The sequence below is a fragment of the Actinokineospora baliensis genome, assembly GCF_016907695.1.
GTDB classification, from domain to species: domain Bacteria; phylum Actinomycetota; class Actinomycetes; order Mycobacteriales; family Pseudonocardiaceae; genus Actinokineospora; species Actinokineospora baliensis.
This window is the reverse complement of sequence record NZ_JAFBCK010000001.1, coordinates 2,788,867-2,815,849: the sequence shown is the minus strand read 5'-3', so window position 1 is coordinate 2,815,849 and position 26,983 is coordinate 2,788,867. Positions and strand designations below refer to the sequence as shown.

General features: G+C 70.7%; 23 protein-coding genes and 1 tRNA gene. 9 read left to right on the top strand and 15 right to left on the bottom strand.

Translation table 11 applies throughout. From position 1 onward, the window contains the following. Nucleotides 1–76: 76 nt before the first annotated feature. A complete protein-coding gene (locus tag JOD54_RS36000) occupies nt 77–352 on the top strand; it encodes a hypothetical protein (protein WP_372440402.1) in 276 nt (91 codons plus the stop codon). A gap of 29 nt (nt 353–381) precedes the next feature. On the opposite strand, the gene JOD54_RS13450 is transcribed toward JOD54_RS36000, so the two are convergent. Then, entirely contained in the window at nt 382–1,056 is a 675-nt protein-coding gene (locus tag JOD54_RS13450) for an HNH endonuclease (protein ID WP_307859993.1), read from the bottom strand. 162 nt (nt 1,057–1,218) lie between these two features. Here JOD54_RS13450 and JOD54_RS13445 point away from each other — a divergent pair, with 162 nt between their 5' ends. Genes JOD54_RS13445 through JOD54_RS13435 form a run of 3 tightly spaced genes read left to right on the top strand, consistent with a single transcriptional unit; the run spans nt 1,219 to nt 4,314 of the window. After that, nucleotides 1,219–2,220, top strand: coding sequence for a mechanosensitive ion channel family protein (locus JOD54_RS13445; protein WP_204450854.1), 1,002 nt, complete (start codon nt 1,219–1,221; stop codon nt 2,218–2,220). A 24-nt stretch (nt 2,221–2,244) separates the two neighbouring features. Next, entirely contained in the window at nt 2,245–2,649 is a 405-nt protein-coding gene (locus JOD54_RS13440) for a globin (protein WP_307859991.1), read from the top strand. A 60-nt stretch (nt 2,650–2,709) separates the two neighbouring features. Continuing rightward, nucleotides 2,710–4,314, top strand: coding sequence for a glycoside hydrolase family 13 protein (locus JOD54_RS13435; RefSeq protein ID WP_204450853.1), 1,605 nt, complete (start codon nt 2,710–2,712; stop codon nt 4,312–4,314). 15 nt (nt 4,315–4,329) lie between these two features. On the opposite strand, the gene JOD54_RS13430 is transcribed toward JOD54_RS13435, so the two are convergent. From JOD54_RS13430 to JOD54_RS13420, 3 genes are all read right to left on the bottom strand, one after another. After that, nucleotides 4,330–4,980, bottom strand: a complete 651-nt coding sequence (locus JOD54_RS13430; RefSeq protein ID WP_204450852.1) for a DUF8185 domain-containing protein — start codon at nt 4,978–4,980, stop codon at nt 4,330–4,332. Next, the gene (locus JOD54_RS13425; RefSeq protein ID WP_204450851.1) at nt 4,973–5,404 is read right to left on the bottom strand and encodes an acyl-CoA thioesterase; all 432 of its coding nucleotides are present in this window, start codon (nt 5,402–5,404) and stop codon (nt 4,973–4,975) included. Before JOD54_RS13425 ends, JOD54_RS13430 begins: the two co-directional genes overlap by 8 nt. A gap of 128 nt (nt 5,405–5,532) precedes the next feature. Continuing rightward, nucleotides 5,533–10,506, bottom strand: a complete 4,974-nt coding sequence (locus JOD54_RS13420; protein WP_204450850.1) for an NAD-glutamate dehydrogenase — start codon at nt 10,504–10,506, stop codon at nt 5,533–5,535. Nucleotides 10,507–10,723: 217 nt separating this feature from the next. Between JOD54_RS13420 and JOD54_RS13415 the strand changes: the two genes are divergently transcribed. Then, nucleotides 10,724–10,870, top strand: a complete 147-nt coding sequence (locus JOD54_RS13415) for a hypothetical protein (RefSeq protein ID WP_204450849.1) — start codon at nt 10,724–10,726, stop codon at nt 10,868–10,870. A gap of 375 nt (nt 10,871–11,245) precedes the next feature. Here JOD54_RS13415 and JOD54_RS13410 read toward each other — a convergent pair whose 3' ends face one another. The 5 genes from JOD54_RS13410 to JOD54_RS13390 all read right to left on the bottom strand — a co-directional run bounded on the left by JOD54_RS13410 (nt 11,246) and on the right by JOD54_RS13390 (nt 19,141). Beyond that, complete coding sequence (locus tag JOD54_RS13410; RefSeq protein WP_204450848.1) at nt 11,246–14,536, bottom strand: diguanylate cyclase domain-containing protein; 3,291 nt, start codon at nt 14,534–14,536, stop codon at nt 11,246–11,248. Nucleotides 14,537–14,551: 15 nt separating this feature from the next. After that, nucleotides 14,552–16,228: an energy-dependent translational throttle protein EttA gene (ettA, locus tag JOD54_RS13405; protein WP_204450847.1), complete on the bottom strand. Its 1,677-nt coding sequence runs from the start codon at nt 16,226–16,228 to the stop codon at nt 14,552–14,554. Between the two features lie 61 nt (nt 16,229–16,289). Beyond that, nucleotides 16,290–16,547: a DUF7218 family protein gene (locus tag JOD54_RS13400; RefSeq protein ID WP_204450846.1), complete on the bottom strand. Its 258-nt coding sequence runs from the start codon at nt 16,545–16,547 to the stop codon at nt 16,290–16,292. 61 nt (nt 16,548–16,608) lie between these two features. Further along, nucleotides 16,609–17,025, bottom strand: coding sequence for a single-stranded DNA-binding protein (locus JOD54_RS13395; protein WP_204450845.1), 417 nt, complete (start codon nt 17,023–17,025; stop codon nt 16,609–16,611). 106 nt (nt 17,026–17,131) lie between these two features. Beyond that, nucleotides 17,132–19,141 carry a bifunctional copper resistance protein CopD/cytochrome c oxidase assembly protein gene (locus tag JOD54_RS13390; RefSeq protein WP_204450844.1) on the bottom strand — a complete coding sequence of 670 codons (2,010 nt, stop codon included), beginning with the start codon at nt 19,139–19,141 and terminating at the stop codon, nt 17,132–17,134. Between the two features lie 105 nt (nt 19,142–19,246). Here JOD54_RS13390 and JOD54_RS13385 point away from each other — a divergent pair, with 105 nt between their 5' ends. The 4 genes from JOD54_RS13385 (at nt 19,247) to JOD54_RS13370 (ending at nt 22,189) form a co-directional block, all read left to right on the top strand. Further along, nucleotides 19,247–19,786: a DUF3558 family protein gene (locus JOD54_RS13385; RefSeq protein WP_204450843.1), complete on the top strand. Its 540-nt coding sequence runs from the start codon at nt 19,247–19,249 to the stop codon at nt 19,784–19,786. 136 nt (nt 19,787–19,922) lie between these two features. Further along, nucleotides 19,923–19,995, top strand: a tRNA-Arg gene (locus JOD54_RS13380). Nucleotides 19,996–20,291: 296 nt separating this feature from the next. Next, nucleotides 20,292–21,101, top strand: a complete 810-nt coding sequence (gene ppk2, locus JOD54_RS13375) for a polyphosphate kinase 2 (RefSeq protein ID WP_204450842.1) — start codon at nt 20,292–20,294, stop codon at nt 21,099–21,101. A gap of 2 nt (nt 21,102–21,103) precedes the next feature. Beyond that, the gene (locus JOD54_RS13370) at nt 21,104–22,189 is read left to right on the top strand and encodes a DUF371 domain-containing protein (RefSeq protein WP_204450841.1); all 1,086 of its coding nucleotides are present in this window, start codon (nt 21,104–21,106) and stop codon (nt 22,187–22,189) included. On the opposite strand, the gene kamB is transcribed toward JOD54_RS13370, so the two are convergent. The 6 genes from kamB to JOD54_RS13340 all read right to left on the bottom strand — a co-directional run bounded on the left by kamB (nt 22,176) and on the right by JOD54_RS13340 (nt 26,970). Then, nucleotides 22,176–22,829, bottom strand: a complete 654-nt coding sequence (gene kamB, locus JOD54_RS13365; RefSeq protein WP_204450840.1) for a 16S rRNA (adenine(1408)-N(1))-methyltransferase KamB — start codon at nt 22,827–22,829, stop codon at nt 22,176–22,178. The two genes, JOD54_RS13370 and kamB, sit on opposite strands and share 14 nt — an antisense overlap. A 93-nt stretch (nt 22,830–22,922) precedes the next feature. Then, a complete protein-coding gene (locus JOD54_RS13360; RefSeq protein WP_204450839.1) occupies nt 22,923–24,440 on the bottom strand; it encodes a hypothetical protein in 1,518 nt (505 codons plus the stop codon). Between the two features lie 265 nt (nt 24,441–24,705). After that, nucleotides 24,706–25,077, bottom strand: coding sequence for an STAS domain-containing protein (locus JOD54_RS13355; RefSeq protein ID WP_204450838.1), 372 nt, complete (start codon nt 25,075–25,077; stop codon nt 24,706–24,708). Between the two features lie 227 nt (nt 25,078–25,304). Continuing rightward, nucleotides 25,305–25,463: a hypothetical protein gene (locus JOD54_RS13350; protein ID WP_204450837.1), complete on the bottom strand. Its 159-nt coding sequence runs from the start codon at nt 25,461–25,463 to the stop codon at nt 25,305–25,307. 112 nt (nt 25,464–25,575) lie between these two features. Further along, a complete protein-coding gene (locus JOD54_RS13345; protein WP_204450836.1) occupies nt 25,576–26,037 on the bottom strand; it encodes a PPOX class F420-dependent oxidoreductase in 462 nt (153 codons plus the stop codon). Then, nucleotides 26,038–26,970 carry an acyl-CoA desaturase gene (locus tag JOD54_RS13340; RefSeq protein WP_204450835.1) on the bottom strand — a complete coding sequence of 311 codons (933 nt, stop codon included), beginning with the start codon at nt 26,968–26,970 and terminating at the stop codon, nt 26,038–26,040. It lies immediately after the preceding gene. Nucleotides 26,971–26,983: the final 13 nt, after the last annotated feature.

The following is a 26,983-nucleotide window of genomic DNA, read 5'->3' as shown; positions in this document are numbered from 1 at the left end:
GGGCACGCGCGTCACGTCGCTGCTCGAGTGCGGAACGCGGGTCACCCGCGGCACCAGGGTCACCCGGGGCACGCGGGTGACGGCGGAGCTCGTCAACGGCACCCGGGTCACTCGTGGCACGCGAGTCACGCGGGGAACCCGCGTCACCTCTCTTATGGAGTGCGGCACCAGGGTCACCCGCGGGACTCGAGTCACCCGTGGCACCCGCGTGACTTCCGCGGCCGAGCGCGGCACTCGCGTCACCAGGGGCACCCGCGTCACGCTGCAGGAGCGCGGTACCCGCGTCACGCGCGGCACCCGGGTGACCAGGGGAACCCGGGTCACCTCGGGCACGCGCGTCACCGCCGCCTAAGTACTGCCGCCTAAGTACTAACGCCTCGACTAAGCGGCGGGCTCTCCGAGGTACGGCAGCCACAGCGGGTCAGCGTCGACCACGCCTGCGAGCAGCCGCCAGTGCGGGCCGCGCGGCGCGGTGGGGACCACCCGCAGCCGCCAGCCCAGCTCCGACAGCATCTTGTCCGCCTTGCGGTGGTTGCACCTGGCGCAACACGCCACGCAGTTATGCCACGTGTGCTGCCCGCCCCGACTGCGCGGCACGACATGATCTATCGTCTCCGCCCGACCACCGCAGTACGCGCAGCGGTAGCGGTCGCGGTGCATCAACCCGGCCCGGGTCAGCGGCACCCGACCCCGGTAGGGGACGCGCACGTAGCTGCTGAGCCGGATCACCGAGGGGATCACCACGCTCGAGGTCGCGGAGTGCACGACCTTGCCTGCCGGGTCGCCGTGCACGACCTCGGCCTTGCCGCAGACGACCAGGACCACGGCGCGGCGCAGCGACAACGCGGTCAGTGGCTCGAACGTGGTGTTGAGCAGGAGCACCCGGCGCCTGCCCCACGAGGGGACGACCGGGAGCGGTACGGGGATCGGGATCGGGGCGGCCCGGGCGCGCGAAGCGACCACATCCGGCGCCGAGGCGTCCGGATCCGGGCAAAGCGTCGGCCCCGGCGCGTGCCCCGAGGGCGCGCCGGAGCGGGTCGGTTGTCGGTCTGGCACTCGACCACCTCCACCGGTGCTGGGCTAAGTCGACCACACACCGACCCCCGAACGCACGTGTGTTCTGTGACGTGTCCCGGATCACCCAGCTAAATCCCGGTGAACGCCGCTTGTGGACACCCGCCTCGACCGGGTCCGGGGGGCCGGCTATCGTCGGCGCCGATGACTGCCTCCCTCTTCTCCCAGCCGTTGTCGACCCAACTGCCGTTCACCATGGAACCGCCCAAGTGCATCACCGAGGACGGCTCGTGGTGCGCCGAGGTGTGGCGGTTGACCGGCAACGAGTGGCTGGCCGCCTCGGCCGGGTGGCTGGTGGCCAAGCCGCTCAAGATCCTGCTGATCTTCATCGTGGCGTTCGTGATCAGGCTGCTGGTGCGCAGGCTGATCGACCGGTTGACCTCCGGCGAGGGCAAGACCCCCGCGCTGCTGCGGCCGCTGAAGGAACGCGCGCCGCAGGCGCTGGGCGCGCTGGTGTCCGAGCGGCGCCAGCAGCGGGCCAAGACGATCGGCTCGGTGCTCAAGTCGCTGGTGACGTTCATCGTCTACGGGCTGGCGTTCATCATGGCGCTCGGCGAGCTCGGGGTGAACCTGGGTCCGGTGATCGCCTCGGCCGGGATCGTCGGCGTCGCGCTCGGGTTCGGCGCGCAGAACCTGGTCAAGGACTTCCTGTCCGGGATCTTCATGATGCTCGAGGACCAGTACGGGGTCGGTGACGTCGTCGACGTCGGTGAGGCCAGCGGCACCATCGAGGCGGTGGGGCTGCGGGTGACCACGCTGCGCGACGTCAACGGGACCGTGTGGTACGTGCGCAACGGCGAGATCCTGCGGGTCGGCAACTCCAGCCAGGGCTTCGCGGTGGCGGTGGTGGACCTGCCGGTCGGCTACGGCGCCGACGTGGACGTGGTGATCGCGCTGCTGGACCGGGTGTCGAAGGAGGTCGCGGGCGAGGAGCCGTTCTCCTCCGACGTGATCGAGGCGCCCGAGGTGCTCGGTGTGGAGAAGGTGACCCCGGAGAGCGTGACGGTCCGGATGACGGTCAAGGTGCGCCCCGGCAGGCAGTGGGCGGTGCAGCGGGCGCTGCGCGCGCGGGCCATGGGCGCGGTGGAGGAAGCCGGGATCCAGCCGCCGATGGGCAGGCTGTTCCCCCCGACCGCCCCGGCCTAGCGGTCGGTGCGCGAGGATGGGGCGGTGGGCACTCCGATTGAACCCGACTCCCCCACCGAGAACTTCTACGACGCGGTCGGCGGGGAGGACACCTTCCGCCGGGTCGTCGGTCGCTTCTACGAAGAGGTGGCCAGGGACCCGCTGCTGCGGCCGATGTACCCGGAAGAGGACCTCGGTCCGGCCGAGGAGCGGCTGCGGCTGTTCCTGATGCAGTACTGGGGCGGGCCGCACACCTACTCCGACCGGCGGGGCCACCCCCGGCTGCGGATGCGGCACCAGCCGTTCACCATCGGCCCGGCCGAGCGCGACGCCTGGTTGCGCTGCATGCGGGTCGCGGTGGACACCGCGGGCTTGGCCGAGGCGCACCGGGCCCGGCTGTGGCAGTACCTGGAGATGGCGGCGAACAGCTTGCTCAACAGCTGGGTCTGACAAAGTTCAAGATCACAGGCGCTGGGCGAGCCAGCGGTACCGAGGGCAGGATGGACAACCGTGCGACGATCCGCCGAGCCGGACCCCTCGGGTGAGCAGCAGCGCGAGCAGACCCCCCAGTGGTGGCGGCGGGCGGTGTTCTACCAGGTCTACGTGCGCTCCTTCGCCGACGCCAACGGCGACGGGGTCGGCGACCTGGAGGGCATCCGGTCCCGGTTGGGCTACCTGGAACTGCTGGGGGTCGAGGCGCTGTGGCTGACCCCGTTCTTCCGCTCGCCGATGGCCGACCACGGCTACGACGTGGCCGACCCGCGCGAGGTGGACCCCCTCTTCGGTGACCTCGCCGGGTTCGACCGGCTGGTGGCCGACGCGCACGCGCACGGCATCAAGGTCACCATCGACGTGGTGCCCAACCACAGCAGCGACCAGCACCGGTGGTTCCAGGACGCGCTGGCGGCCCGCCCCGGGTCGCGGGAGCGGGAGCGGTACTTCTTCCGCGACGGCCGCGGCGACGGTTCGCTGCCGCCGAACAACTGGGTGAGCGTGTTCGGCGGGCCCGCGTGGACGCGGGTGCCGGACGGGCAGTGGTACCTGCACCTGTTCGCCCCGCAGCAGCCGGACCTGAACTGGGACAACTCCGAGGTCCGCGCGGACCTGGTGACGACGCTGCGGTTCTGGCTCGACCGCGAGGTCGACGGGTTCCGCATCGATGTGGCGCACGGCATGGCCAAACCCGCCGGGCTGCCGGACATGCCGGAGTACCTGCGGTCGCTGACGGGGGCCCAGACGCACGGGGTGGACGACCCGCGCTTCGACAACGACGAGGTGCACGAGGTGCACCGGTTGATCCGCAAGGTGACCGACGAGTACCCGGGGTCGATGGCGGTCGGGGAGATCTGGGTGCGGACCGACGCCCAGTTCGCCAGGTACGTCCGGCCGGACGAGCTGCACCTGGGGTTCAACTTCGCGTTGGTGGACGCGGACTTCGACGCCGACGCGGTGCGGCGGGCGATCGACATGTCGCTGGAGGCGGTGTCGCGGTCCCCTGCGCCGCCGACGTGGACGCTGTCCAACCACGACGTGGTGCGGCACGTGACCCGCTACGGCGGGGGCGATGTGGGTGCTCGTCGGGCGCGGGCGATGGCGCTGGTGCAGTTGGCGTTGCCCGGCGTTGTGTACCTCTACAACGGCGAAGAGCTCGGCCTGCCCAATGTGGACCTGCCGGATTGGGCTCTGCAGGATCCGTTGTGGGAGCGCTCGGGGCACACAGATCGCGGTAGGGACGGTGCGCGCGTGCCGCTGCCGTGGGAGGGCTCGGAGCCGCCGTTCGCGTTCTCCGAGGGCACGTCCACCTGGCTGCCGATCCCGCAGGAATGGGCGGGGCTCACTGTCGAGTCGCAGCTTGAGGACCCGGGTTCGATGTTGTCGCTCTATAGGCAGGCGTTAGAACTGCGCAAGACGCACAGCGGGTTCGCCGGTACGGAGCTGGAGTGGTACGGCGCTCCCCCAGGCTGTTTCGCCTATAGACGCAAGGGCGGCGGATTGATCTGCGCGCTCAACACCTCCGGCGCACCGGTACCGCTCCCGCCCGGCGAGGTCCTGCTGGCCTCAGGGCCGATCGACGGCACCGATCTCCCACCGGAAACCGCTGTCTGGCTGATCTAGAGCTGTCTGACTGATCTACACCAAGAGCGGCAAGAGGGCATGCCTGCGGCGCACCACGGCGCCGTAGCGGGCGTCCAAGCGCATCCAGGCGTCGGTCGCCGTCACCCGGATCTGCTCGTCCTCGCCGTCGGCGAGGAAACCCATGCCGGACAAGGCGAACAGGCACCGCAGCGGCACCTTGATCTCCAGACCGTCACCGGAGACGGTCAGCACCGTCTGGTCCAACAGCGACGCGGGCGGGGTCCCTTGCGGACCCACGTTCTCCCGCGCCACGGCGATCCCCTTGTCGGCCAGCTCCGACACCATCGCGGCGGGCAGCAGGTCCACCACCTGCCAGTGCCGGGTGGGCGGCAGCGCCGAGCGCCACAGCATGTCGCGCGAGGGCCCCGGGTCGAGCCGGTCACCCCGCACCACGGCGAGCGCGGCGAGCAGCTCGTTGCCCGACACCGTCATGTCCGACGGGTCGAGGGTGCCGCGCGCGGTGCGGGTGGCCAGTACGTCGAACGGCGTGGCCACCCAGGCGTCGATGAAGTCGCCCCGGTCGGTGCCGTCGTCCGGGCGGGCCCGCAGCCGCACCACGGCCTGCTGGTCGAGCCGGACCGCCCTGGCCACGAACGCGCCCAGGTCGTCGCGCTCGGACGGGTCGGTGAAACGCAGGTCAGCCACCATTGCCCCCGCTGTGCCAGGCGGCGAGGAAATCCCGCTCGGTGTCGGTGATGCGGCGAGGTTTGCCGCTTTTGAGGTCGTACGGCGCCAGGGTCGTCGACGCGGTGACCGCTACCGGGTCCACTTCGCTAGGGCCGCTGCGGACGGCGTAGTCGAGCACGAAGTACGCAGCGCGGATCTCTCGAACAGACATCTCTATGCGTAAGACGCCGCCGTTGGCGTAGAGCGGGGCCCGGTAGTCCACGACGAGCTTCGCGACCACGACACCCCGCGCCAGGTCATCGGCCCCGCGCAGCGCAGCCTCGTGGAACAGCAGGTCTACCCGGGCCTCCTCCAACAACGTCACCGTGTTGGCGTGGTTGACGTGCCCGAACAGGTCCATGTCCGACCAGCGCGGCCGCACCTCGGCGACGAAGACACCCAACGACTATCCCTCCCAGCAACCGTCCACCGTTACCGGGAAACCCTAGCGGCCCCTGGTCGCGCGCCGATCCGGCCCGCGACCAGGGCTCGATGGGGCGAACTTGGTCCGCCCCATCGAGCATTGGGTGTTCAGCGCACCATGCTGCGGACCTGGCGCGCGGCCACCGACAGGGTGGCCAGGTCGAGCCTGCCGGAGGCGTGGATCTCCTCCAGCGCGGCCCGCGACCGCGCCAGCCGGGAAGCGTTGGTCCGCTCCCAGGTGGCGATCTTGGCCTCGGGGGCCTCACCCGGGTCGCCCTGCCGCAGCACGTCCAGGGTGATCGCGCGCAACGACCCGTACAGGTCGTCGCGCAGGGCGAGGCGGGCCAGCGCGTGCCAGCGGTTGCCGCGCTCCAGCGCGCTGACCGAGGTCAACATCTGGTCGATGTTGAGGTGGTCGGACAGCGCGTAGTACAGCTGCGCGGTCTCCAGCGGGCTGCGCTCGGACTCCACGCCCGCGTCCCGCTCGGCCAGCTCCGACACCTCAGTGATGTCGAGCAGGCCGTACTCGTCGAGCAGACCGGAGACCCGCTTGGCGAGCCCGTCCGGCACTCCGGCCTCGATCATCCTGGCCGCGTCGGCGTCGGCCTCCTCGCGGGCCCGGCCGCGCAGCAGGTCGTGCACCTGCGGCGCGAGCACCCCGACCACGCGGTGGAAGCGGGTGATCTCGGCGCCGACGGCCAGCGGCTGCGGCCGGTTCGACAGCAGCCACCGGGAGGCCCGGTCGAGCAGCCGCCGCGATTCCAGCACCATGGCGTCGGTGACGTCGGTGGCCACCACGTTGTCGAGCGCGTCGATCTCGGCCCACAGCGACTTCAGGTCGTAGACCCTGGTCGCCACCGCGAACGCGCGAACCGCGTCGGTCGCGCTGGCACTCATCTCCTCGGCAAGGCGGAACGCGTAGGAGATGCCCGCGCCGTCGACGACCTCGTTGACCAGCAGCGTCGTGGTGATCTGCCGGTGCAGCGGGTGCGCCCCGATGGCCTGGCCGAAGCGGTCGCACAACTTGCTCGGGAAGTACTCGCCGAGCCTGCGGGCGAACGCGTCCTGGTCGGGCAGGTCGCTGGCGAGCACGTCCTCCTTGAGCGCCAGCTTCACGTGCGCCATCAGGGTGGCCAGCTCCGGCGAGGCGAGGCCGTCGCCCGCCTTCTCCATCGCCTTGAACTGCTCGCGCGAGGGCAGCGCCTCAAGCCTGCGGTCGAAGCCCTCCTGGTCCTGCTCCAGGTGGTCGACCAGGCGGGCGTGCACCGACAGCATCGGCCCGGCGTGCGCGCGGCTGACGCCGAGCACCGCGTTCTGCCGGTAGTTGTCGGTCAGCACCAGCTCGCCGACCTGCTCGGTCATCTCCGCCAGCAGCGCGTCACGACCGGCCCGGTCCAGCTCGGCCTCGCGGACGAGGTGGTCGAGCAGGATCTTGATGTTGACCTCGTGGTCGGAGCAGTCCACGCCAGCGCTGTTGTCCAGCGCATCGGTGTTGATCTTGCCGCCGGTGTGCGCGAACTCGACCCGGCCGCGCTGGGTCAACCCCAGGTTGCCGCCCTCGCCGACCACCTTGACCCGCAGCGCCGCGCCGTCCACCCGCAGCGCGTCGTTGGCCTTGTCGCCCACGTCCGCGTGGCTCTCGGTGCTGGCCTTGACGTAGGTGCCGATGCCGCCGTTCCACAGCAGGTCGACCTCGGCGAGCAGGATCGCCCGCATCAACTCCTGCGGGGAGAGCTTCCCGGTGTCCTCCGGCAGGCTCAACGCCCGCGCCACCTGCGGCGTGATCGGGATCGCCTTGAGCGTGCGCGGGTAGACACCGCCGCCCTCGCTGATCAGCGACCGCTCGTAGTCGTCCCAAGAGGAGCGCGGCAGCGCGAACAGCCGCTTGCGCTCGTTGAAGCCGACGGCCGGGTTCGGGTTCGGGTCGAGGAAGACGTGCCGGTGGTCGAACGCGGCCACCAGCCGGATGTGCTCGGAGAGCAGCATCCCGTTGCCGAACACGTCACCGGACATGTCACCGACACCGACCACGGTGAACGCCTGCGTCTGGGTGTCGAGGCCCAATTCGCGGAAGTGCCGCTTCACGGCCTCCCACGCGCCCTTGGCGGTGATGCCCATCGCCTTGTGGTCGTAGCCGACCGACCCGCCGCTGGCGAACGCGTCCCCCAGCCAGAAGCCGCGGCTCATCGCGACCTCGTTGGCGATGTCGGAGAACGTCGCGGTGCCCTTGTCGGCCGCGACCACCAGGTAGGTGTCGTCGCCGTCGTAGCGCACCACGTCCCTGGCTGGCACGACCTGACCGGCGTCGAGGTTGTCGGTCAGGTCGAGCAGGCCGGAGATGAACATGCGGTAGCAGGCGATGCCCTCGGCCAGGTACGCCTCGCGGTCCAGGCTCGGGTCACCGGTGGCCGCGGGCGGGCGCTTGACCACGAAACCGCCCTTGGCGCCGACCGGGACGATCACCGCGTTCTTGACCGCCTGCGCCTTGACCAGGCCGAGCACCTCGGTGCGGAAGTCCTCCCTGCGGTCCGACCAGCGCAGCCCACCGCGGGCGACGGCACCGAAGCGCAGGTGCACGCCCTCGACCCGCGGCGAGCACACGAAGATCTCGAACCGCGGCCGCGGCTCGGGCAGGTCCGGCACCGCACGCGGCTCCAACTTCACCGCGAGGTACGACTTGGGCGCGCCGTCGGCGTCGCGCACGTAGTAGTTGGTGCGCAGGGTCGCCCGGATCACGGTCAGCAGGCTGCGCAGGATCCGGTCCTCGTCCAGGCTGGTGACGCCGTCGATCAGCTCCGAGATCTCCGCGACCCTGGTGCTCGCCTGCGCGGTCCTGGACTCCTCGGACAGCGTCGGGTCGAAGGTGACCTCGAACAACCGCACGAGCGCGGTCGCGATCCCCGTGTGCGCCAGGACGGCGTCCTCGATGTACTCCTGGGAGTACGGGGTGCCCGCCTGGCGCAGGTAGCGCGAGTAGGCGCGCAACACCACGGCCTGGCGCCAGGAGAGGCCGCCGCGCAGCACCAGCGCGTTGAACCGGTCCGGCTCGGCGTCATTGCGCCAGATCGCGGCGAACGCCTCCTGGAAGTCGACCTTGAGCCGGTCCAACTGGTCGGCGTCGCGGCCCTCGAGCACCGCGGGCTCGATCCGCAGGCCGAAGTCGTAGATCCACCACCGCGTGCCGTCCTCGCGGCGCAGCTCGTACGGGCGCTCGTCGACCACCTCGACGCCCATGTTCTGCAACACCGGCAGCACCTGCGACAGGGTGATCCCCTCGCCGGTCAGGTACAGCTTGAACCGCCGCTCCCCCGGCGCCGCGCCCTGCGGCACGTAGAACGACATCTTCAGGTCGGACTCGCCGCTGAGCCCGCGCAGCCGGTGCAGGTCGGCCAGCGCCTCCGTCGCGGTGAAGTCCTCCTTGTAGGCCTCCGGGAACACGCTGGCGTAGCGCTGCCCCTGCTCGGTGGCCGACTCCGGGCCCAACGACGAGCCGGACTCGGCCTGCTCGCGCTGCTCGGCGAACACCGCCTCGACCAACCGGTCGTCCCAGCCGCGCACGGCCTCGGTCAGCCGCTCCTGGATCCGCTGCGCGTCCGGGTCCACGGCCCGGGACGGCTCGGTGTGGATGATGAAGTACACCTGCGCCAGCGGCGTCTCGCCAAGGCGGGTGCTGAACTCCAGATTGGTGCCGCCGAGCTCGTCGAGCAGCACCTCCTGCATCGCGATGCGGGACGTCGTGGTGTAGCGGTCGCGGGGGAGGAAGATCAGGCAGGAGAAGAACCGGTTGTACGGGTCGCGGCGCAGGAACAACCGCAACCGGCGCCGGTCGGCGAGGGCGAGCACCCCGGTCGCCGTGGCGTAGAGGGCGTCCTCGGTGGTGGAGAACAGCTCCGCGCGCGGCCAGTTCTGGATGACCTCCAGCATCCGCTGCCCCGAGTACGACTCCAGCGGGAAACCGGCCTGGTGGATCACCTCGCGCACCCGGCGCGCCACCACGGGGATGTCGAGGACGTCCTCGTGCAGCGCGTTGCCGGTGAACACACCCAGGAAGCGGTGCTCGCCGTTGACCTTGCCGTCCTCGCCGAAGGTCTTGACGCCGACGTAGTACGGGTAGGTCGAGCGGTGCACGGTCGAAGGCGCACTGGCCTCGGTGAGCACGAGCAGGCGGGGAGCCAGCGCGTGCGCCACCGAATCGGGACCGGCGGTGAGGCTCCGCGCGGCGAGGCTGTCCTGACGCAGGACACCCAAGCCGGACGCGAGCACCGCGCGCAGGGCGTGATCACCGTCGTCGGACACCAGCTCGTTGCGCCGGTACCCCAAGAAGGTGAAGTGGCCGTCGGCCAACCAGCGCAGCAGCGCCGCGCCGTCGCTGACCTCCTCGCCGTCGACCGGCGGCGGGGACGCCTCCAGCTCGTCGGCCAGTGCCGTGGCGGTCCCGGTCATCTTGTCGGTGTCCTCGACGACCTCGCGCACGTCGTTGAGGACGCTGAGCAGGCCGTTCTCGATCTCCCGGGCCTTGTCCGGGTCGGTGATCGGGTCCACCTCGATGTACATCCACGACTCGGCGAACGCGTCGGTCGGCGGGTCCGCCACGTCGCAGGTCGGCAGCACCTGCTTGAGGGTGCCCGCGAGGTCCCGGCGCACCACCACGATCGGGTGCACCACGCGCTGGACCTGCACCCCCCGGCGCACGAGCTCGGCGCTGACCGACTCCACGAGGTAGGGCATGTCATCGGTGACGATCTGCACGACGGTGCCCGCCGCGCTCCACCCGTCGGTGGCAGCGGCCGGGTTGAGCATCCGCACCGCGGGCCTGCCCTTGACCCGCTGCTCGGCCAACCGAAGGTGCGAACGCACCGCGCCGACGAGGTCGACCGGGTCGTCGCCGATGACCTCCTCGGGCGGGATGTAGCGGAAGTACAGGCGAATCAGGTCAGCGATGTCGGGCGCCTGCTGGGCCGCCCGCTCGATGAGGTCGTCTCTGGTCTGTTCCGGGCTGGTGCTGACCGGCCGCCCCGCCGACGCCGAGCCGTCGACGCTGACGACTCCATCGGTGCGGGGCGGTGTTCCAGTCGAGGTCATGGTGTTCCTTGGCTCCACGCTTGGCGGCACGCCGCTGTGCCGCATGCACCCCCCACATTAGTGCCGCCCAACCCCACATCCGCACGTCGGGACCAGCCCCCACCCGGGGGTGCGGAGGTGTTTCCCCACGTGGGAACGCCCTGTTAGAACCCCGTCCACCTGCCGGTGACCCACTGTCGCGGAACAGCCACCGCCGACCCGCGCCAAGGTCCACTCCGTGGGACAGAACTCCCACCTCCGCCAGCCGGAGGTGAGCGGACCGGGGGACGGCAAGGGCGCCCAGCCCGGTAGCCCAGCCGCCGAAATCGGCAGCGCATCGGGCAGCCGGTGGCCGAAGACAGCGGTCGGCACCGTGGCCATCTGAGGCGGGCCTGCGCTGTGAAGCCTGCGCGGTGGACCTGTGGCGGCTGCAGGCGGCGGGAACGGGAACGGTCGATGGAGACGCCGGGCGGAGAACCGCTGTCGGAGTCAGCGGGCGGCAACCAGCCAAGTGCGGCGCTCCGCCGCGGAAGCAGCGGGGGCGCCGGAGCCGCCAGCTGCCCGGGCAGGCGGAGAACCGCTGCCAATGTCAGCGGGCAGCCAAGTCCGGCGCTCGGCGCGGTCGCGGCGGATGCGCCGGGCCCGTCGGCTGCCGGGCGAGGTGCTCTGCCAGAGCGGGCGGAGAGCTGCTGCCGAGGTCGGCGAGCGGCGCACCTGGGGCTGTGGCGGCCAAGTGCGGCTGGTGGTGGGGGTGGGTGGGTCAGCCGCTTTCGAAGTCGGCGGGGGCCCATTCGGAGGAGCGGTGGCGGCCGCGGACGGTGGGTTGGGTGCTGCGGTCCTGGCGGCGGGAGCGGGAGCGGTCGGCGGGGTCGGCGGCTCGGGCGTCGGTGGCCCAGGTGGGGGGTTCGGGTGGCGGGGTGGGCCAGGCGGGCTGGTCCGGCCAGTGGGACTCGGTGGACAGGCGCGACCACCGGGGGAGTTCGCCGGTCTGGTGGGGTTTGGCGGGGTCCTTGCGGAGCTCGCCGGAGGTGTGGACCTGGGTGCCGATCGACGGTTGCGGCTCGGGGAGCGCGGGGGGCTGGTCGTCGGCATCGGTGCGGGGATAGTCGGTGCGGGGGGAGTCGGCGCGGGGCAGGTCTTGCGGGAGTTGGGCGACCGGGTCGGGGGCGCCTGCGGTGGGGGCCTTGGGCCAGTCGTCCGACCACGAGGGGGCCTCGCCGGGGGGGCGGTCGGGTTGGGTGGCCTTGAAGGCGACGAGGGCCTCGGCGAGGAGGTCGGCCAGGCCGCTGGGGTTGGTGCGCTCGCGGCGACCGCTCGGGGAGCGCCTGCGCCGGGTCGGCAGCTCGGGCCGGTCGGCGTCGACGACATCGCCAGCCTCGGCCGCCTCGTCGGGCAGCTCGGGCGGGATCGCGACGGTTCGGGGCAACCCGCGCAGGCGGGCGGCGAAGTCGATGGCCCGCCGGTCGTCGCCTGCGGCCACCGGGTCGACGGTCACCTGCCCGGCGGCGCGCACCCCGCTGTCCTGCCCGACCAACCGCGGCGCGACCGCCTGGCTCGGCGGGGGGTCCACCTCGGGGAGCGCGGGCTCCGGCTGGGGAATCGGATCCGGCTCGGCGGGCTCGGGGATGTCGGGGGTGTCCGGGGGTGACGGGACCGGGTCCGGCTCGGGCGGCGCGGGGATCGTCGACCGGGCCCAGTCCGCGTCCGGCTCCATGGTCGCGGGCAGCATCGGCGGCGCGGGCAGATCGGTGCCCACCAGCGCGTTCGGGTCGAAGTAGGAGTCGTCGCCCTCCGGCGCCCGGCGGCGGCCACCGCCCTCCGCGGTGACCCCGAACCGGCTCAGCACCGACCGAACCCCCGCGTCCTCCACAGTGGACTTGTCCACCTCGTCCACCTTGGCGCGGCGCGCGGCGCGCCGACCCAGGTGCTGCGGGTCCGCGGCGACCACGGGTTCACCCGGCCCCGCAGCGTCCTCAGTGGACCGGCTGAGGGCATCGGCAGCGGTGCGGTGGCTGGTCGGCGCCGGGATGGTCGGCGCGTCGTCGGTCAGCGGGTCGACGTCCTCGGCCGGGGAGCGGTCGGCGGCGGTCAGCGCCTGGTCGATCAGGGCGCGGTCGATCACCGACCGATCGGCGGCCTCGGCCCGACCGGTCCTGAGTTGATCCCCGACCACTGGTGCCGCGACCGGTTGGTCGGCGGCGGCAGGACCGGCTTGGGGCTCGCGGTCAACGGTCACGGCGATGTCCGGGATGGTCGGCGTGTCGTCGGCCGGGACCTCGGGTGCGGCGCGGCGGGGCAGCGCCGCGGACTCGTGCCGCTGCTCGGCGAGCGGAACCGTCTTCGCGGTGTTCGGCGACCGGCGGAACCGGTCGGTGCGGCGCAGCACGGCGGGGGCCGGGCTCGGCGGTTCGGACACCGTCACCGCCGCGCGGGCGGCCAGCAGCAGCGCCTCGATGCCCTCGTCCGGCCCGTCCACGGTGCCGGGCAGCGCGGCGACACCGGTGCTGATCGTCAACTCCTGGCCCTGGTCGTCGATCAACCACTGCGCGTCCGCAGCGGCTTCGCGGATCGCCGAAGCCAGTGCGTCTGCCTCGGCGAGGGTGGTCGACGGGAGCAGCACCGCGAACTCACCCCGGTCCGACCGCAGCAACTCCGCGTCGGCGGGCGCGAGGTCGCGGACGTGGATGGCGAGCGCGTTGAGGGTGACCTCGCCGCCGACCGGCAGCGGCGGCTCCTCCGGGTCCACCGGCTCGGCGGTGCCCTTCGGCCACACCCGAACCAACGTCACGGCGAACATCTCCGGCTCGGCGCTGTCGGTGCTCTCCTCGACCCGCACCACCTCGACCGGGGCCTGGGCCTGGGCCTTCGCGACGGGACCCGAACCGCGCTTGCTCGCCTTGTCGCGGACCGTCTCAGCGGCCTCGGTCGCAGCAGGCGCGGCTGTCGGCCGAACGGTGGCGCGCAGCAACGACACGGCGCTCTCCGGATCGCGGACCGCTCCGACCTCGGTGAGCAGCAGCCCGCGAGCACTCGCCACGGACCGCAGGTACCGGTACTCCGCCGCTCGCGCCGACCGCAGCGCGTGCAGGGCGTCGCCGGGGTGACCGGCTTCCTCCTCGGCGTGCGCGAGGAACGTCCACGCGTCCGCCTGCAGGGAGTCGAGGCCGTGCCGTTCGGCGAGCCGGACGACGTCGACCAGCATGGCGCGGCCGTGGTCGGCCCGCCCCGACGGCAGGTGGACCCGGGTGGCCATCGCCAGCCGGAGCCTGCCGAGCGCGAGGGCCGAGGTGGCCCGGACCGGTTCACCGAGCACCGTCGCGGCGACCAGGGTGGCCTCGTCGATGTCGCCGTCGTCGAGCAGGGCGCAGACCATCTCCAGCACGAGCCTGGCCTTGGCCAACCCCCCCTCGGCGCTGGCCGCGCCGAGCCGGTTGAGCAGGGCGAGACCGTCGCGGGCCGAGTCGGTCGCCGCCTCGGTGTCGCCGTGGCGGCGGTGGTAGGAGGCGGCGCGAACGCACAGCAGCGCCCGCTCCACCTTCCGCCCGTCCTGCCCGAGCGCCTCGTCCGCGGCCAACAACCGATCGGCCTCGGCGAGGGCGTCTTCCAGGTCGTCGCGACGGCCGATGTGCGCGGCACAGGCGACGAACTGGCCCAACGCCAGCGCCCGGGTGGCCGGTGCCGCGGTCGTGGACCGCAGCACCGGCCGGAGCAGTTCGCAGCCTGCCAGCGGCTCGCCGAGCACCCGCGCGCACGCGGCCAAGGCGACCCGCACGGCCGCGGCCCGTTCCACCAAGCCGCCCGCGGTGACGGCGGGCAGCGCGGCGAGCGCGGGCTCGACCGCCTCGGCGTGCCTGCCCAGGCGCACCAGGCTGGTGCCCAGCAGCACTTGGGCCCTAGTCGTCGTGGCGACGTCGGCGACGCCGGAGCGCAACGAGCGGGCGGCGAACTGGACCGCCAGTTCCGGCGCGCTCCACCGCAACCGGTCGGCGGAGTCGACCAGTGCCGCGCACTCGGCCGCGCTCGCCGCGGGTAACTCGTTCCAGGCCGCCACGTCGCCGCTCCCCGTCTAGTCCCGGGTGAGCTTGCGGTAGGTCACCCGATGCGGGCGGGCGGCGTCAGCACCGAGCCGCTCGACCTTGTTGCGCTCGTACCCCTCGAAGTTGCCCTCGAACCAGAACCACTTGGCCGGGTTCTCCGGGGTGCCCTCCCAGGCCAGGATGTGGGTGCAGGTGCGGTCGAGGAACCACCGGTCGTGGGAGATCACCACCGCGCAGCCGGGGAACTGCTCCAGGGCGTTCTCCAGCGACCCGAGGGTCTCCACGTCCAGGTCGTTGGTCGGCTCGTCGAGCAGGATCAGGTTGCCGCCCTGCTTGAGCGTCAGGGCCAGGTTCAGCCGGTTGCGCTCACCGCCGGAGAGCACGCCCGCGGGCTTCTGCTGGTCGGGGCCCTTGAAGCCGAACGCGCTGACGTAGGCGCGCGAGGGCATCTCGACCTGGCCGACCTGGATGTAGTCGAGGCCGCCGGAGACGGTCTGGAACACCGTCTTGGTCGGGTCGATGTTGGCCCGGTTCTGGTCGACGTAGGACAGCGACACCGTCTCGCCGATCTTGACGTTGCCCTCGTCCGGCTCCTCCAGACCGACGATGGTCTTGAACAGCGTGGTCTTGCCGACGCCGTTGGGGCCGATCACGCCGATGATGCCGTTGCGCGGCAGGTCGAAGCTGAGCCCGTCGATGAGGATCCGGTCGCCGAAGCCCTTGCGGAGCTTGTCGACGTCCACGACCACGTTGCCCAGGCGCGGGCCCGGCGGGATCTGGATCTCCTCGAAGTCGAGCTTGCGGGTCTTCTCCGCCTCCGCGGCCATCTCCTCGTAGCGGTCGAGGCGGGCCCTGGACTTGGTCTGCCGCGCCTTGGCGTTGGAGCGGACCCAGGCCAGCTCCTCCTTGAGGCGCTTCTGCAGCTTCTGGTCCTTCTTGCCCTGCACCGCCAGCCGCTCGGCCTTCTTCTCCAGGTACGTGGAGTAGTTGCCCTCGTAGGGGTAGGTGCGGCCGCGGTCGATCTCCAGGATCCACTCGGCGAGGTTGTCCAGGAAGTACCGGTCGTGGGTGACGGCGAGGACGGCACCGGCGTACTGGGCGAGGTGCTGTTCGAGCCACAGCACGCTCTCGGCGTCGAGGTGGTTGGTGGGCTCGTCGAGCAGCAGCAGGTCGGGCTTGGACAGCAGCAGCTTGCACAGCGCGACCCGGCGGCGCTCACCACCGGAGAGCACGGTGACGTCGGCGTCCGGCGGCGGGCAGCGCAGCGCGTCCATCGCCTGCTCGAGCTGGGAGTCGAGGTCCCAGGCGTCGGCGTGGTCGAGCTCCTCCTGGAGCTTGCCCATCTCCTCCATCAGCTCGTCGGAGTAGTCGGTGGCCATCAGCTCGGCGATCTCGTTGAACCGGTCGAGCTTGACCTTGATCTCGCCGAAGGCCTCCTGGACGTTGCCCAGGACCGTCTTCTCCTCGTTGAGCGGCGGCTCTTGCTGCAGGATGCCGACGGAGTAGCCGGGCGAGATGAAGGCTTCGCCGTTGTTGGGCTGGTCGAGGCCTGCCATGATCTTGAGCACGCTTGACTTGCCCGCGCCGTTGGGACCGACCACCCCGATCTTCGCCCCGGGCAGGAACTGGAGGGTCACGTCATCAAGGATGACCTTGTCCCCGTGCGCCTTGCGCACCTTCTTCATGGTGTAGATGAACTCGGCCATGCTCGCGATCGTAGAGGCGTCGGCCAGCGCGCCTGAGCGCGACCGGGGGGACGGGTGGTGGTCAGTGGTTGCGGAGAGCGTGGACGAGCTCGCTCTTGGACATGCTGGAGCGCCCCTCGACGCCGAGCTCGGCGGCGCGCTTGCGCAGGTGGTCGACGGTCCAGTCGTCGTAGGAGCCCGCTTTGCCGCCCTTGGCAGCGACCTCGTCGCGGCCCCGTGCGGCGGCCGCGTTGGCGATGCGCGCGGCCTTCTCCTTCGAGTCGCCCTGCTCTCGCAGCTCCCGGTAGAGCTCCTCGTCCTTGATGCTGGGGTTGGGCACCACGGGCCTCCGTTCTCGTCGGACGGCAGACGTGCCCCCATCGCGCGCACGGCAAACCTGCTCACGCGGCCAGCTGGACAGGGGCGACCTGCTCAACGGGGCCGGTGGCGGACTCGAAGGCGTCGGTGTCCTGAACGGTGATGTCCTGGAACATCAGGTCGACCCCGATGGCGCGGGCGTCGACCCTGGCGTCGAGCTTCTGCTTGTCCTGGCCCTCGTATTGGCGCAGGTGGAGCTTGCCCTGCACGAGCACCCGGTTGCCCCCGCGCAGGGTCTTGCGCACCGCGGCGCCGAGGGCGTCCCAGCAGTGCACGGTGAAGTACATGGGGTTGACGTCGCCCCAGGTCCGTTGATCGGGGTCGTACCGGCGTTCTTTGGTGTGCAGCCGGAAGCGCACCAGGTCCTTGTTCTCCTCGTAGCGCCGGTGCGTGGGATCGCCGACGACCCGCCCGACCAACGTGATCATGGTCTCGTTCATCTCGTGCTCCTGTCGTGTGGTGGTGACAGGACCAGCTTGGGGGGCGGTGCGGGCGCGGTCGAGCGGCTTCGGGGACCTGTGGAGCGGTGCGGGGGTTGTGGACAACTCAGGGCTGGTTCTTGCCCTCGGCCAGTTGGCGCAGCATCGCGTTGTAGGCGTCGAGGTCGTCGGCGGTGCCCTCGTCGACGCGCCGGTCGGAGCGGCGGGCCTCGCGGTCGTCGGCCCGGGACCACTGCACCAGCAGCGCGATCAGCACCACGAGCAGCGGGATCTCCCCCGACGCCCACGCGATGCCACCGCCGAGGCGCTGGTCGGCGAGCAGATCGGTGTTCCACGGCAGGCCGAGGCCCTGGTAGAAGCGCTCGCCGATCACCGTTTGCGTGCTCATCAGGATCACCCCGAAGAACGCGTGGAACGGCATGGACGCGAACACCAGGCCCAGCCTGCCCAGGTGGGGCAAGCGGCGCGGTGCGGGGTCGGTTCCGATGACGGGCCAGTAGAAGATGTAGCCGACCAGGAGGAAGTGCGCGTTCATGACCAGGTGCGCCCAGTGCTCGTCCAGCGCCGAGTCGAACAGCCCGGTCAGGTAGAGCCCGTAGAAGGAGCCGACGAACAGCACGAGGGCGACGACCGGGTGGGTCAGCACCCGCGACACCGGCGAGTGCACGAACGCCAACAGCCACTCACGCGCTCCGGGCGGGGCGTCCTTGCCCGCCGCCGGAAGTGCGCGCATCGCCAGGGTCACCGGGGCGCCCAGGACGAGCAGCACGGGCGCCAGCATGGACAGCATCATGTGCGCTTCCATGTGGATGCTGAACATCGCGGGCGAGTACCGGCCGAAACCGGACGAGGTCGCGAAGAGGACCACGAAGCACCCGGCCAACCACGACACCAGCCTGCCCACCGGCCACGCGATGCCCTTGGCGCGCAGCTTGAGGAACCCGCGCAGGTAGATCAAGGCGAGAGCGATCGCGATCGTGCCGAAGACGAGGTCGAACCGCCAGGAGAAGAGCAGCCTCCCCAACGTCGGCGCCTCGCCGATGGGGTAGCCCAACGCGAGCTCTACGCGATCCGGCTCCGCCGCCCCGGTCTCCGGGGGTGGCGTCCTGGCCAGCGCGGCAGCGATGCCGATCGTGAGCAGCATGATGAGAACTTCGACCGCTGCCAGCCGCGCAAGGGCACGGCCACTACCGGTCTCGGCCACCTCGCGAACCCCGCGTTCTCGCTGCAGGTAACCAAAGACACCAAGAACAAGCAACGCAGCTGTCTTAGCCAGGACCAGCCCGCCGTACCAACTGGTGAAGAGATCGCCTATAGGAAGGCGAACCCAAGCGTTCACCACTCCGGAGATCGCCATGACGATCCAGCACACCAAGGCGACCTGCGAGAACCGCTTCGCAGCGAGCCCGAGGTGGTCCGCGCGACGACGCCCGTGGGCGAGGAGCGCTACGAGGCCACCGACCCATAGAGCCGCCGCGACGAGGTGGAACAAGAGACTGTTGGTCGCCATGTCGTGCTGGCCGCCACTAGAGGAGTGCCCGGTCACCGCGACCGGCACGATGCCCACTACGGCGATCACGAAGAGCGCGACCGTCCAACCCCACGTAAGGACAAACCGCGTGGCGACAAGGACAACAAGCGCGATCGCGGCCGTCAGCAACCATGCCTGCGCTTGGGACAGCGTGCCCACCAACTGGAGCAGCACGTCCGCGCGCAAGACCGTGGTGATGTCCCTGCCCACCGCATCCGCCGCGGTGAACGGCGCAGACGCCAGCGCGCCTACGAACCAGACAACGGCCCCCCACGTCGCCATGCGCACAGCGGCGTACCCGCCGACATCGAGCACCCCGGACTTCTGGGGCGGCACAAGGAACGCGGCGAAGAGCAAGCTACCGACCGTGATGACACAGCCGATCTCGGTCAGCACGCGCACCACGGTCAACGCGTGCTCGGTGAACGCGTCCGGTGTGGGAAGCCCCTGGATCAGGTAGCGGTCACTACCCGAGGCAGCCACCAGAGCCGCACCGATGAGGGCCGCGAGCAGACCACCGACGACGAGCAGCGGGGCCAGGCCCGATCGGGGACGCCGGGTCTCGGTAGGGCTGTCAACAGGCACGGGACGAGGGTAGTAGCCCGCTGTTGAGGCCCGTGAGAAGCAATGATTCACAACCCCGCGTGCTTGGGTAATCACACACAGGCGCCCAGGCACTACCGTAGGAGCGTGAGGCGGACTCTTGCCGCGGTGGTCGGCATAGGGCTGCTGGCGGCCTGCGGCGCCCCGGTAGCCGGCCGCCCAGTGCCCGCGGCGGGCTTCGGCCCCGCGACCACGGTCACCACCACTCCGTCACCACTTTCCCTCGACGGCGTGAACCTGTGTGGGCTACTGACCGCCGAAGACCTCAGCGAGGCAGGCGGCCTCGCGGGCGAGCCCCACAAACGCACCGCCGCCTTCCCCGAAGCCTGCGGCTACCCCCTCGGCAACGGCGCTGCCAGTGACATAGCCCTGGTAGCGCTGCACAAACCACTCAGCCAGGTACGCCAAGACCAGCCCGGGGGCCACGCGGAGTCCACCCTCGGCTACCCCACCTGGTTGCATTGCGCGGTCACAGACGGTTACCGCACGTGCACCGCCACGGTAGAAGTCCGCCCCGACAGATCCCTCCTGGTCGCGGTCGACAAAAGAGACATCTCCGAGGCAGCGCTCGTGCGCATCCTGCAACCACTCACGGAACACGCAGTGACGAGACTCTCGCGCGCGTAGAGCAACGCCCTTCCCCCGAACGGACGTACCATAGCGGCGTTCGTCACCCGATCAGTTCCAAGCGGAAACGATGAGACCGCCTAGGACGATCAGTCCCGTGAGCGGACTACTGTGCAGCCTCGGCCGCACAGCCCAAGCCCCCGTAGCTCAGCGGATAGAGCAGGAGCCTTCTAAGCTCTTGGCCGCAGGTTCAAGTCCTGCCGGGGGCACTCCCTCCAGGCGACCTGTGTTCGCGGAATGCGCGAACCGGGTCGCTCGTCATTTTCTCTGGGGTGCGACCCCAGACCCGCCCGGCGGGCTACGCCCCCGGACCCCCGACCGGTGGCCGTGTGGACGCTGTACGAGCATGCCCGGGGGCTTCGCTCCAGGCGACCTGTGTTCGCGGAATGCGCGAACCGGGTCGCTCGTCATTTTCTCTGGGGTGCGACCCCAGACCCGCCCGGCGGGCTACGCCCCCGGACCCCCGCCCCGTGCATGTGCGTCGTTGGCGGGGAAAGCTGGGGGCATGGGCAAAGGGAAGCGGTATCCGCGTGAGGTGTACGAGAGCGAGCTCTTGCGGCTGCAGGGCGAGCTCGTGCGGATGCAGGAGTGGGTGCGGGTCTCCGGCGCGCGGGTGGTGGTCCTCTTCGAAGGTCGCGACGCCGCTGGGAAGGGTGGGGCGATCAAGCGGGTCACGGAGTACTTGAACCCGCGCAGCTGTCGCGTAGTGGCGCTGCCCACGCCTACTGAGCGGGAGCGGACGCAGTGGTACTTCCAGCGGTATGTGGACCACTTGCCCGCAGCGGGCGAGATCGTGTTGTTCGACCGGAGTTGGTACAACCGGGCCGGGGTTGAGCGGGTGATGGGGTTCTGCACGGACGCGGAGTACGAGCGGTTCGTGGTGCAGTGCCCGATCTTCGAGGACCTGCTGATCGGCGACGGGATCCTGCTGCGGAAGTACTGGTTCTCGGTGAGCGCGGCCGAGCAGTCGCGGCGGTTCCGGGAGCGGCTGGACAACCCGCTGAAGCGGTGGAAGCTCAGCCCGATGGACCTGGAGTCGATCACCCGCTGGGACGACTACTCGCGGGCCCGCGACGACATGCTGGCGGCCACCGACACCGCCACCGCGCCGTGGCTGGTCGTCGAGGCGGAGGACAAGCGGCGGGCCAGGCTGAATATGATCGCCCACCTGCTCGCGAGTGTGCCGTGGGAGCCCGTGGAGCCGCGCACGCTGGACCTGCCGGACCGACCCCGCGGCGACGGGTACACCCGCCCGCCGCGGGAGCTTGAGCACGCGGTGCCCGACCACGCGGGCACGCTGCTCGAAGGGCTCTAGGTGTGAGCGAAGAGTTGCTGCGGTTGCGCTGCCGAGGGCACGCCGAGATTCGGGCGACCCACGGCAAGACCCTGGAGTTCACCTCGGATGGCGCTATCACTGGCCGGGCTACATGTGTGGTGGGGGTGGCAGGTGAGGTTGTTGGGCAGGCACCTGGTGCCGTCGCGGGGCCTATAGAGATCACTGTCAGCGCAGGCGGGATTACGGCGACCGTGCAGGCGTTGGCGAACTCGCGGTGGCGACCGGGGGCTAGCGCAGTGGTGCGCCGCAGTGGGCAGCGGCTGTCGAACACGCTGGCTACCGACGCTGATCTGTCCTCGGCGGACCTTCCGCGCGAACTCGTGGTGGCGTTGGCCGACCCGGGCGCCGTAGTGGACGTTGTGGTGCGTCGAGGAGAGACATCGGGAACGCATCTTGTTCGGTACCGCGCGTCTGGCCCTGAGGATCGGCTTGTCGCGGAATGCGCGGCGGCGGACGTGATTCTGGCCGAGGACGCCGGAGCTCGGGTGTTGTTGTCCGAGTTGGGTTTCACCGCCTCGCGGGACGCCACCGGGCCGGGACGGGTGCTCGCGGTGTCCACCCTAGACGGGACGAGCTCGGTGGTGCGGCAACTGTTGGCAGAGCAGCCGCGGGTGGAGGTGTTGGGGGTACCCCCCGAACTCGCGGTGACCGGAGCGGCACCTACGCCTGCGCCGGTGCTCTTGGCGACCGGGCTCTCGCGTAAGGACGTCGCGAAGCTGGCTGCGACCAGTCGGAGCGCGCGGGTCGTGTTCCGGTGCCCGGCCGCTGAGGTGTCGCGGTGGGTTGCTGGCGCTAGGAACGTGAGTGTGATGGCACTCGACGAACGGCCCGTGTGGGGGGCCGTTGAGGAGTTCGCGCAGCTGAGCGGGTCCACGGACGTGTGGTGCGCATTGGACCCCACGTCCAGCACAGACCTGGGCATCGACGTGGACGTGGCCGAGTTGGTGACGGCGCTACTAGGGCACGACGTGTCCGCATCGACCGTCGCGCGAGCGTTGGCGGCGCAGCCGGGGTGGTCGCGCAAGCAGGCCTACGACTTCGTGCTCGAGCGGACTAAACCGGCGTAATGCGACCGCGCAGCGCCAGGACGTCGAGCTGGTCACGCGACGAGTTGAGACGCCGCGTCCACGACGTCGCCAAGGCCGCGATCTCGTCAGCGTCGAGATAGGCGGCGGAGTCCAATTGCCAACCCGCGGCCTTGAGCGCGGGACCGAGGTCCTTCTCCGCTGACTCGGGGGTCGGCTCAGGGTGGTCACCAACCTCTGGCACCGGGGGGCGCCAAGCGTGAAGGTTCAGGGAGATGAGAAAAGTGGCGTTAGGCGCGCAGATGGCTGCTAGGCCAGCCAGCATGGAGGGGTCCGAACCGAGCACTCCGCGCAAGAGGCTGCCCCAGGGCATGAGCACGTGAAGCTCGTTTATGTCGCCTAGGCCTGCCGGGAGTTGTTCAGCGGCGGCCCATAGATAGAGCAGATTGGGCAGGCCGCCCTTCTTAGGGGAGGCGGCTGCCTTGGTGGCGGCCTTACGCATGTTGTCCTTGGCCGCGTCTAGACCGATCACCAGCAGGTCGGGGTGGGTCTTGGCGAGGTGCAGCGCGTGCTTGCCGTCACCGGTACCGACATCCAAGAGGGCGCCCTTGTAGGCGGCTCGCAGTGCGGCGAACTCCCCCTCATCGACCTCCACGACCTGCTTCCCGGTGACACGACGCATGCCGGGGAGCCTAGGACAGCACCGAGCCCCGGTGGCCTTGTGGGCCGCCGGGGCTCGACACTCACACAACCCACCCGAGTACGGGCGGAAGCATCAGTCGTGGTGGTGGTCCAACTCGGGGAAGCCGGGCAGGCTCGGCAGGCTGCCCAGCGCCGGGAGCGAGTCCAGGGGCAGATCGGGCAACAGCGGCAAGGAATCGGTATCCGGGGTCGTGGCGTCCAGCGGCGGATCGCTGACGGCAGCGGGCAGCAGAGTCAGCTCGTCGGCGACCGGCGGAACCAGGTCCGACAACGGCGGCAGCACACCGGGAACGATGCCGTCCTCGGCGGGGAGGACGTCGGTCACGCTGGGGACGGTGCCGTCTTCGGCGGGCAGGACATCGGTCAGGTTGGGCACGATGCCGTCCTCAGCGGGCAGCACATCGGTGACGTTGGGGACGGTGCCGTCTTCGGCGGGCAGGACGTCAGTCAGGTTGGGGACGGTGCCGTTGAGATCGGGCTGGACATCCGGGATGGGCAACCCGTCGGGGGTGGGCAGGGTGTCCGGGATCGGCACCGTGCCGGGGATGGGGAGGCCGCCGGGAGTGGGCAGAGTGCCTGGAATGGGAAGTCCGCCGGGGATCGGCAGAGCACCCGGCGTCGGCAAGGTGCCGGGGTTGGGGAGGCCTCCCGGAGTCGGCAACGTGCCGGGAATCGGGAGACCGCCAGGGGCGGGCAGAGTGCCGGGAGTCGGCAAACCACCAGGAATGGGCAAGGTGCCCGGGATCGGCAGGCCGCCCGGGATCGGCAGAGTGCCGGGGATCGGCAGGCCACTCGTGATCGGCAACGCGTCGGGAACTGGGAGGCCACCGGGAATGGGCAGAGTGCCCGGGATCGGCAGCCCACCCGGAGTCGGCAACGTGCCAGGAATCGGGAGACCGCCAGGGACGGGCAGAGTGCCGGGAGTCGGCAAACCACCAGGAATGGGCAAGGTGCCCGGGATCGGGAGGCCGCCCGGGATCGGCAGAGTGCCGGGGATCGGCAAGCCACCGGGAGTGGGCAACGTGCCCGGGATCGGGAGACCACCTGGGATGGGCAAGCCACCGGGGACCGGGAGACCGCCCGGGATCGGCAAGGTGCCGGGAGTGGGGAGAGTGCCCGGGATCGGGAGACCACCTGGGATGGGCAAGCCACCGGGGATCGGGAGACCGCCCGGGATCGGCAAGGTGCCGGGGGTGGGCAGGGTTCCGGGCAGGGGGAGGCCGCCGGTGAGGGTGTTGAGGAGGGTGTGGACGAGGTCCAGCAGGCCTGCCAGGAGGAGGGGGTTGATCGGGCCTGGGATCGGCAAGATTCGGGCGACCTCGGCGGCCTTGGTGTCGGCGGCGTCGGCGGCGGTGGTTTCGCCGCAGCCGCGGATGTGGTTGAGGGCCAGGCGCAGGTCGGCTACGGCGGGGAGCCTGGCCTCGTCGGTCGTGGCGGTGGCGAGGTCGGTGTAGGCGGCGGCGAGTTCGCGGACGTGCCCGGCTGTTGGGGAGTGGTCGGCGGGGTCGGCGGCGGCCAGGCCCGCTCCGGTCGCGGTCAGCACACTCGCGGTCGCGACGGCGGTCGCGAACCGCGCGAGGTGGCGATTCATCGGGAGTCCTCTCCGGCTGGGGCTTGCCCTGTCCCCCAACGGCTACCAGGTGCGACCGGGCTCGACCGGATGATCAGCGGGCGACGACCGGACCGGGACACCCGCTGTGCGACCGGGGTGCTCGTCGGTGCTCCCCCTCCGGGTGATCAGCACCCGCGCGGTCGGCCGCGCGCCGGACGAAAAGCAACATCATCTCACCCGTTCGAGCCAATCTTGGCCTGGGAGCGCGAATACCGGTAACGCGGGCGCGGCTATCTCGGTTCGATCACCACGGTGAGCGGACGGCCGGTTCCAGCGCGGCGTTGAGGGTCGGGTAAACGGCGACCAGGTCGCGCACGCCGGTGACGTGCATCGTGTGCAGCGCGGGCCCGATGGGGGCGGCGACGCGCAGGAGTTTGCCGCGGTGCAGGCAGTGGTAGTGCGCGCGCACGATGATCGGCGCGGCGCCGACGCTGAGGTAGGTGACCTGGCAGAGGTCGAGAACGACGAAGCGCTTGACGGTGTTCTCGGCGCAGGCGTCCTCGACGAGTTCGCGCCACGGGCGCTCGGTGGTCATGTCGATGCGGCCGACGGCGCTGACGACCACGGCGGACCGGGTGCCCCGGATGGTGACCGCCACTGGGTCGCGCGGGTTCAACGGGACCTCCCTCGCGGCGCGGGCGGACGGAAACGATCACCGACGCGGAGCACCGCTCGAGTTCGCCGGACTATAACCCGATTGTTGCCGGCAAACCGCGCACGACGCGAGCCCGTGCGCAAGACCACAGGAAAAATGCGTCTGATTCAGTGAATTATGCGTTGTTTCCGTTGTCGCTTTCCCGCTCTGTCAACCGAGAGCGGGTCAACACCGGGTGACCACGGCGCTCAGTGCTGGTCGCGGACGCGCTCGACCCTGGGCGCGCGCACCGCGCGCATCCGCCGCACCGGCTCCCCCGTGCCCCGCTCCCCCGCCGTCGCACCCCGACCGGCGGTGGACTCCTCGACGGCCTTCGCCCAGACCAGGTCCCTCAGTTCCACCGACATACCCGGTCGATCGGCCGAATGGAGCACTTCGTTACCGACCGCGATCGCCTATCACCCGATGGTATGAGTAATTGGGTGATCAGTGGAGTGAGCCGGAGAACACGGACCTGCACTAAAACGCGATGCCCGGCGGAAATCCGCCGGTGGCGATGGGTCCCCACGTGCCGATCGTCACCCGGATGAGGCACTTCCCCTGCCGCACCATGGCCGCGCGGTACTCGGCCCAGTCCGGGTGCTCACCGGAAATCGACCGGTAGTACTCGACGAGCGGGTCCAGCGCCTCCGGCAGGTCGAGCACCTCAGCCTGACCGTCGACCTGCGCGTAAGGCCCGTTCCAGTCCTCGGAGAGAACACAAGCCGACACAGTGGGGTCGCGGCGCAGGTTAAGAGCCTTGGCACGGCTGGGGTACGTGGAGACCACCAACCGGCCTTCATGGTCAACGCCGTAGCTCACGGGCGACATCTGAGGTGCCCCAGAAGCCCGGCGCGTCACGAGGACGCACCGGTTCCTGGCGCGGAGGAACTCGATCAGACCAGCGCGGTCCGGCACATCCGCGGTCGCAGTGCGCGGCACCTACTTGGCCGCCAACTTCGCCAAGCGCTCTTGCGTCGGCCAGCGGACCTCGGTGACCCACCCGAACTTCTCGAAGAACCAGATCACGCGAGCGGAGATGTCGACCTGGCCGCGCCGCACACCGTGGCGGGCGGAGGTCGGGTCGGCGTGGTGCAGGTTGTGCCACGCCTCACCCATCGACAGCACGGCCAGCGGCCAGAAGTTGGTGGCCTTGTCCCGCGAGCGGAACGGGCGCTCGCCGATCATGTGGCAGATCGAGTTGACCGACCAGGTGACGTGGTGCAGCAGCGACACGCGGACCAGCCCGGCCCAGAAGAACGCGGTCACCGCACCCCACCACGACCAGGTGAGGAGGCCGCCGAGCAGCGCGGGCGCGAGCAGCGTGACCGCGGTCCACAGGCCGAACTGGCGGTGCACCCGGCGCATGTCGTCGTCGGCGAGCATGTCCGGGGCGAACCGCTCGGCGTTGGTCAGCTGGCGGTCGAACACCCAGCCCATGTGCGCGTGCCAGAAGCCCTTGGCCAGTGCGGCTGGCGAGGTGCCGAACAGCCACGGGGAGTGGGGGTCGCCCTCGCGGTCGGCGAAGGCGTGGTGGCGGCGGTGGTCGGCGACCCAGTGCAGGATCGGCCCCTGCAGCGCCATGCTGCCCACGATGGCCAGCCCGACCCGCACCGCGCGCTTGGCCTTGAAGGCGCCGTGGGTGAAGTAGCGGTGGAAGCCGACGGTGACGCCTAGGCAGGTGAAGGTGTAGAAGAACGCGGCGAGCGCGACGTCGACCCAGCCGAGCCCCCAGCCCCACGCCAGCGGCACGGCGGCGACGAGCGCGGCGAGCGGGACCAGGATGAACAGGTAGGTACCGACCTGCGGCCAGTGCGCCCGGGGCGCACCGAACATCGGTTTCGGCCCCGCGCTGCCCTCGACGGTCGCGGTCATCTTCTCGTGCCTC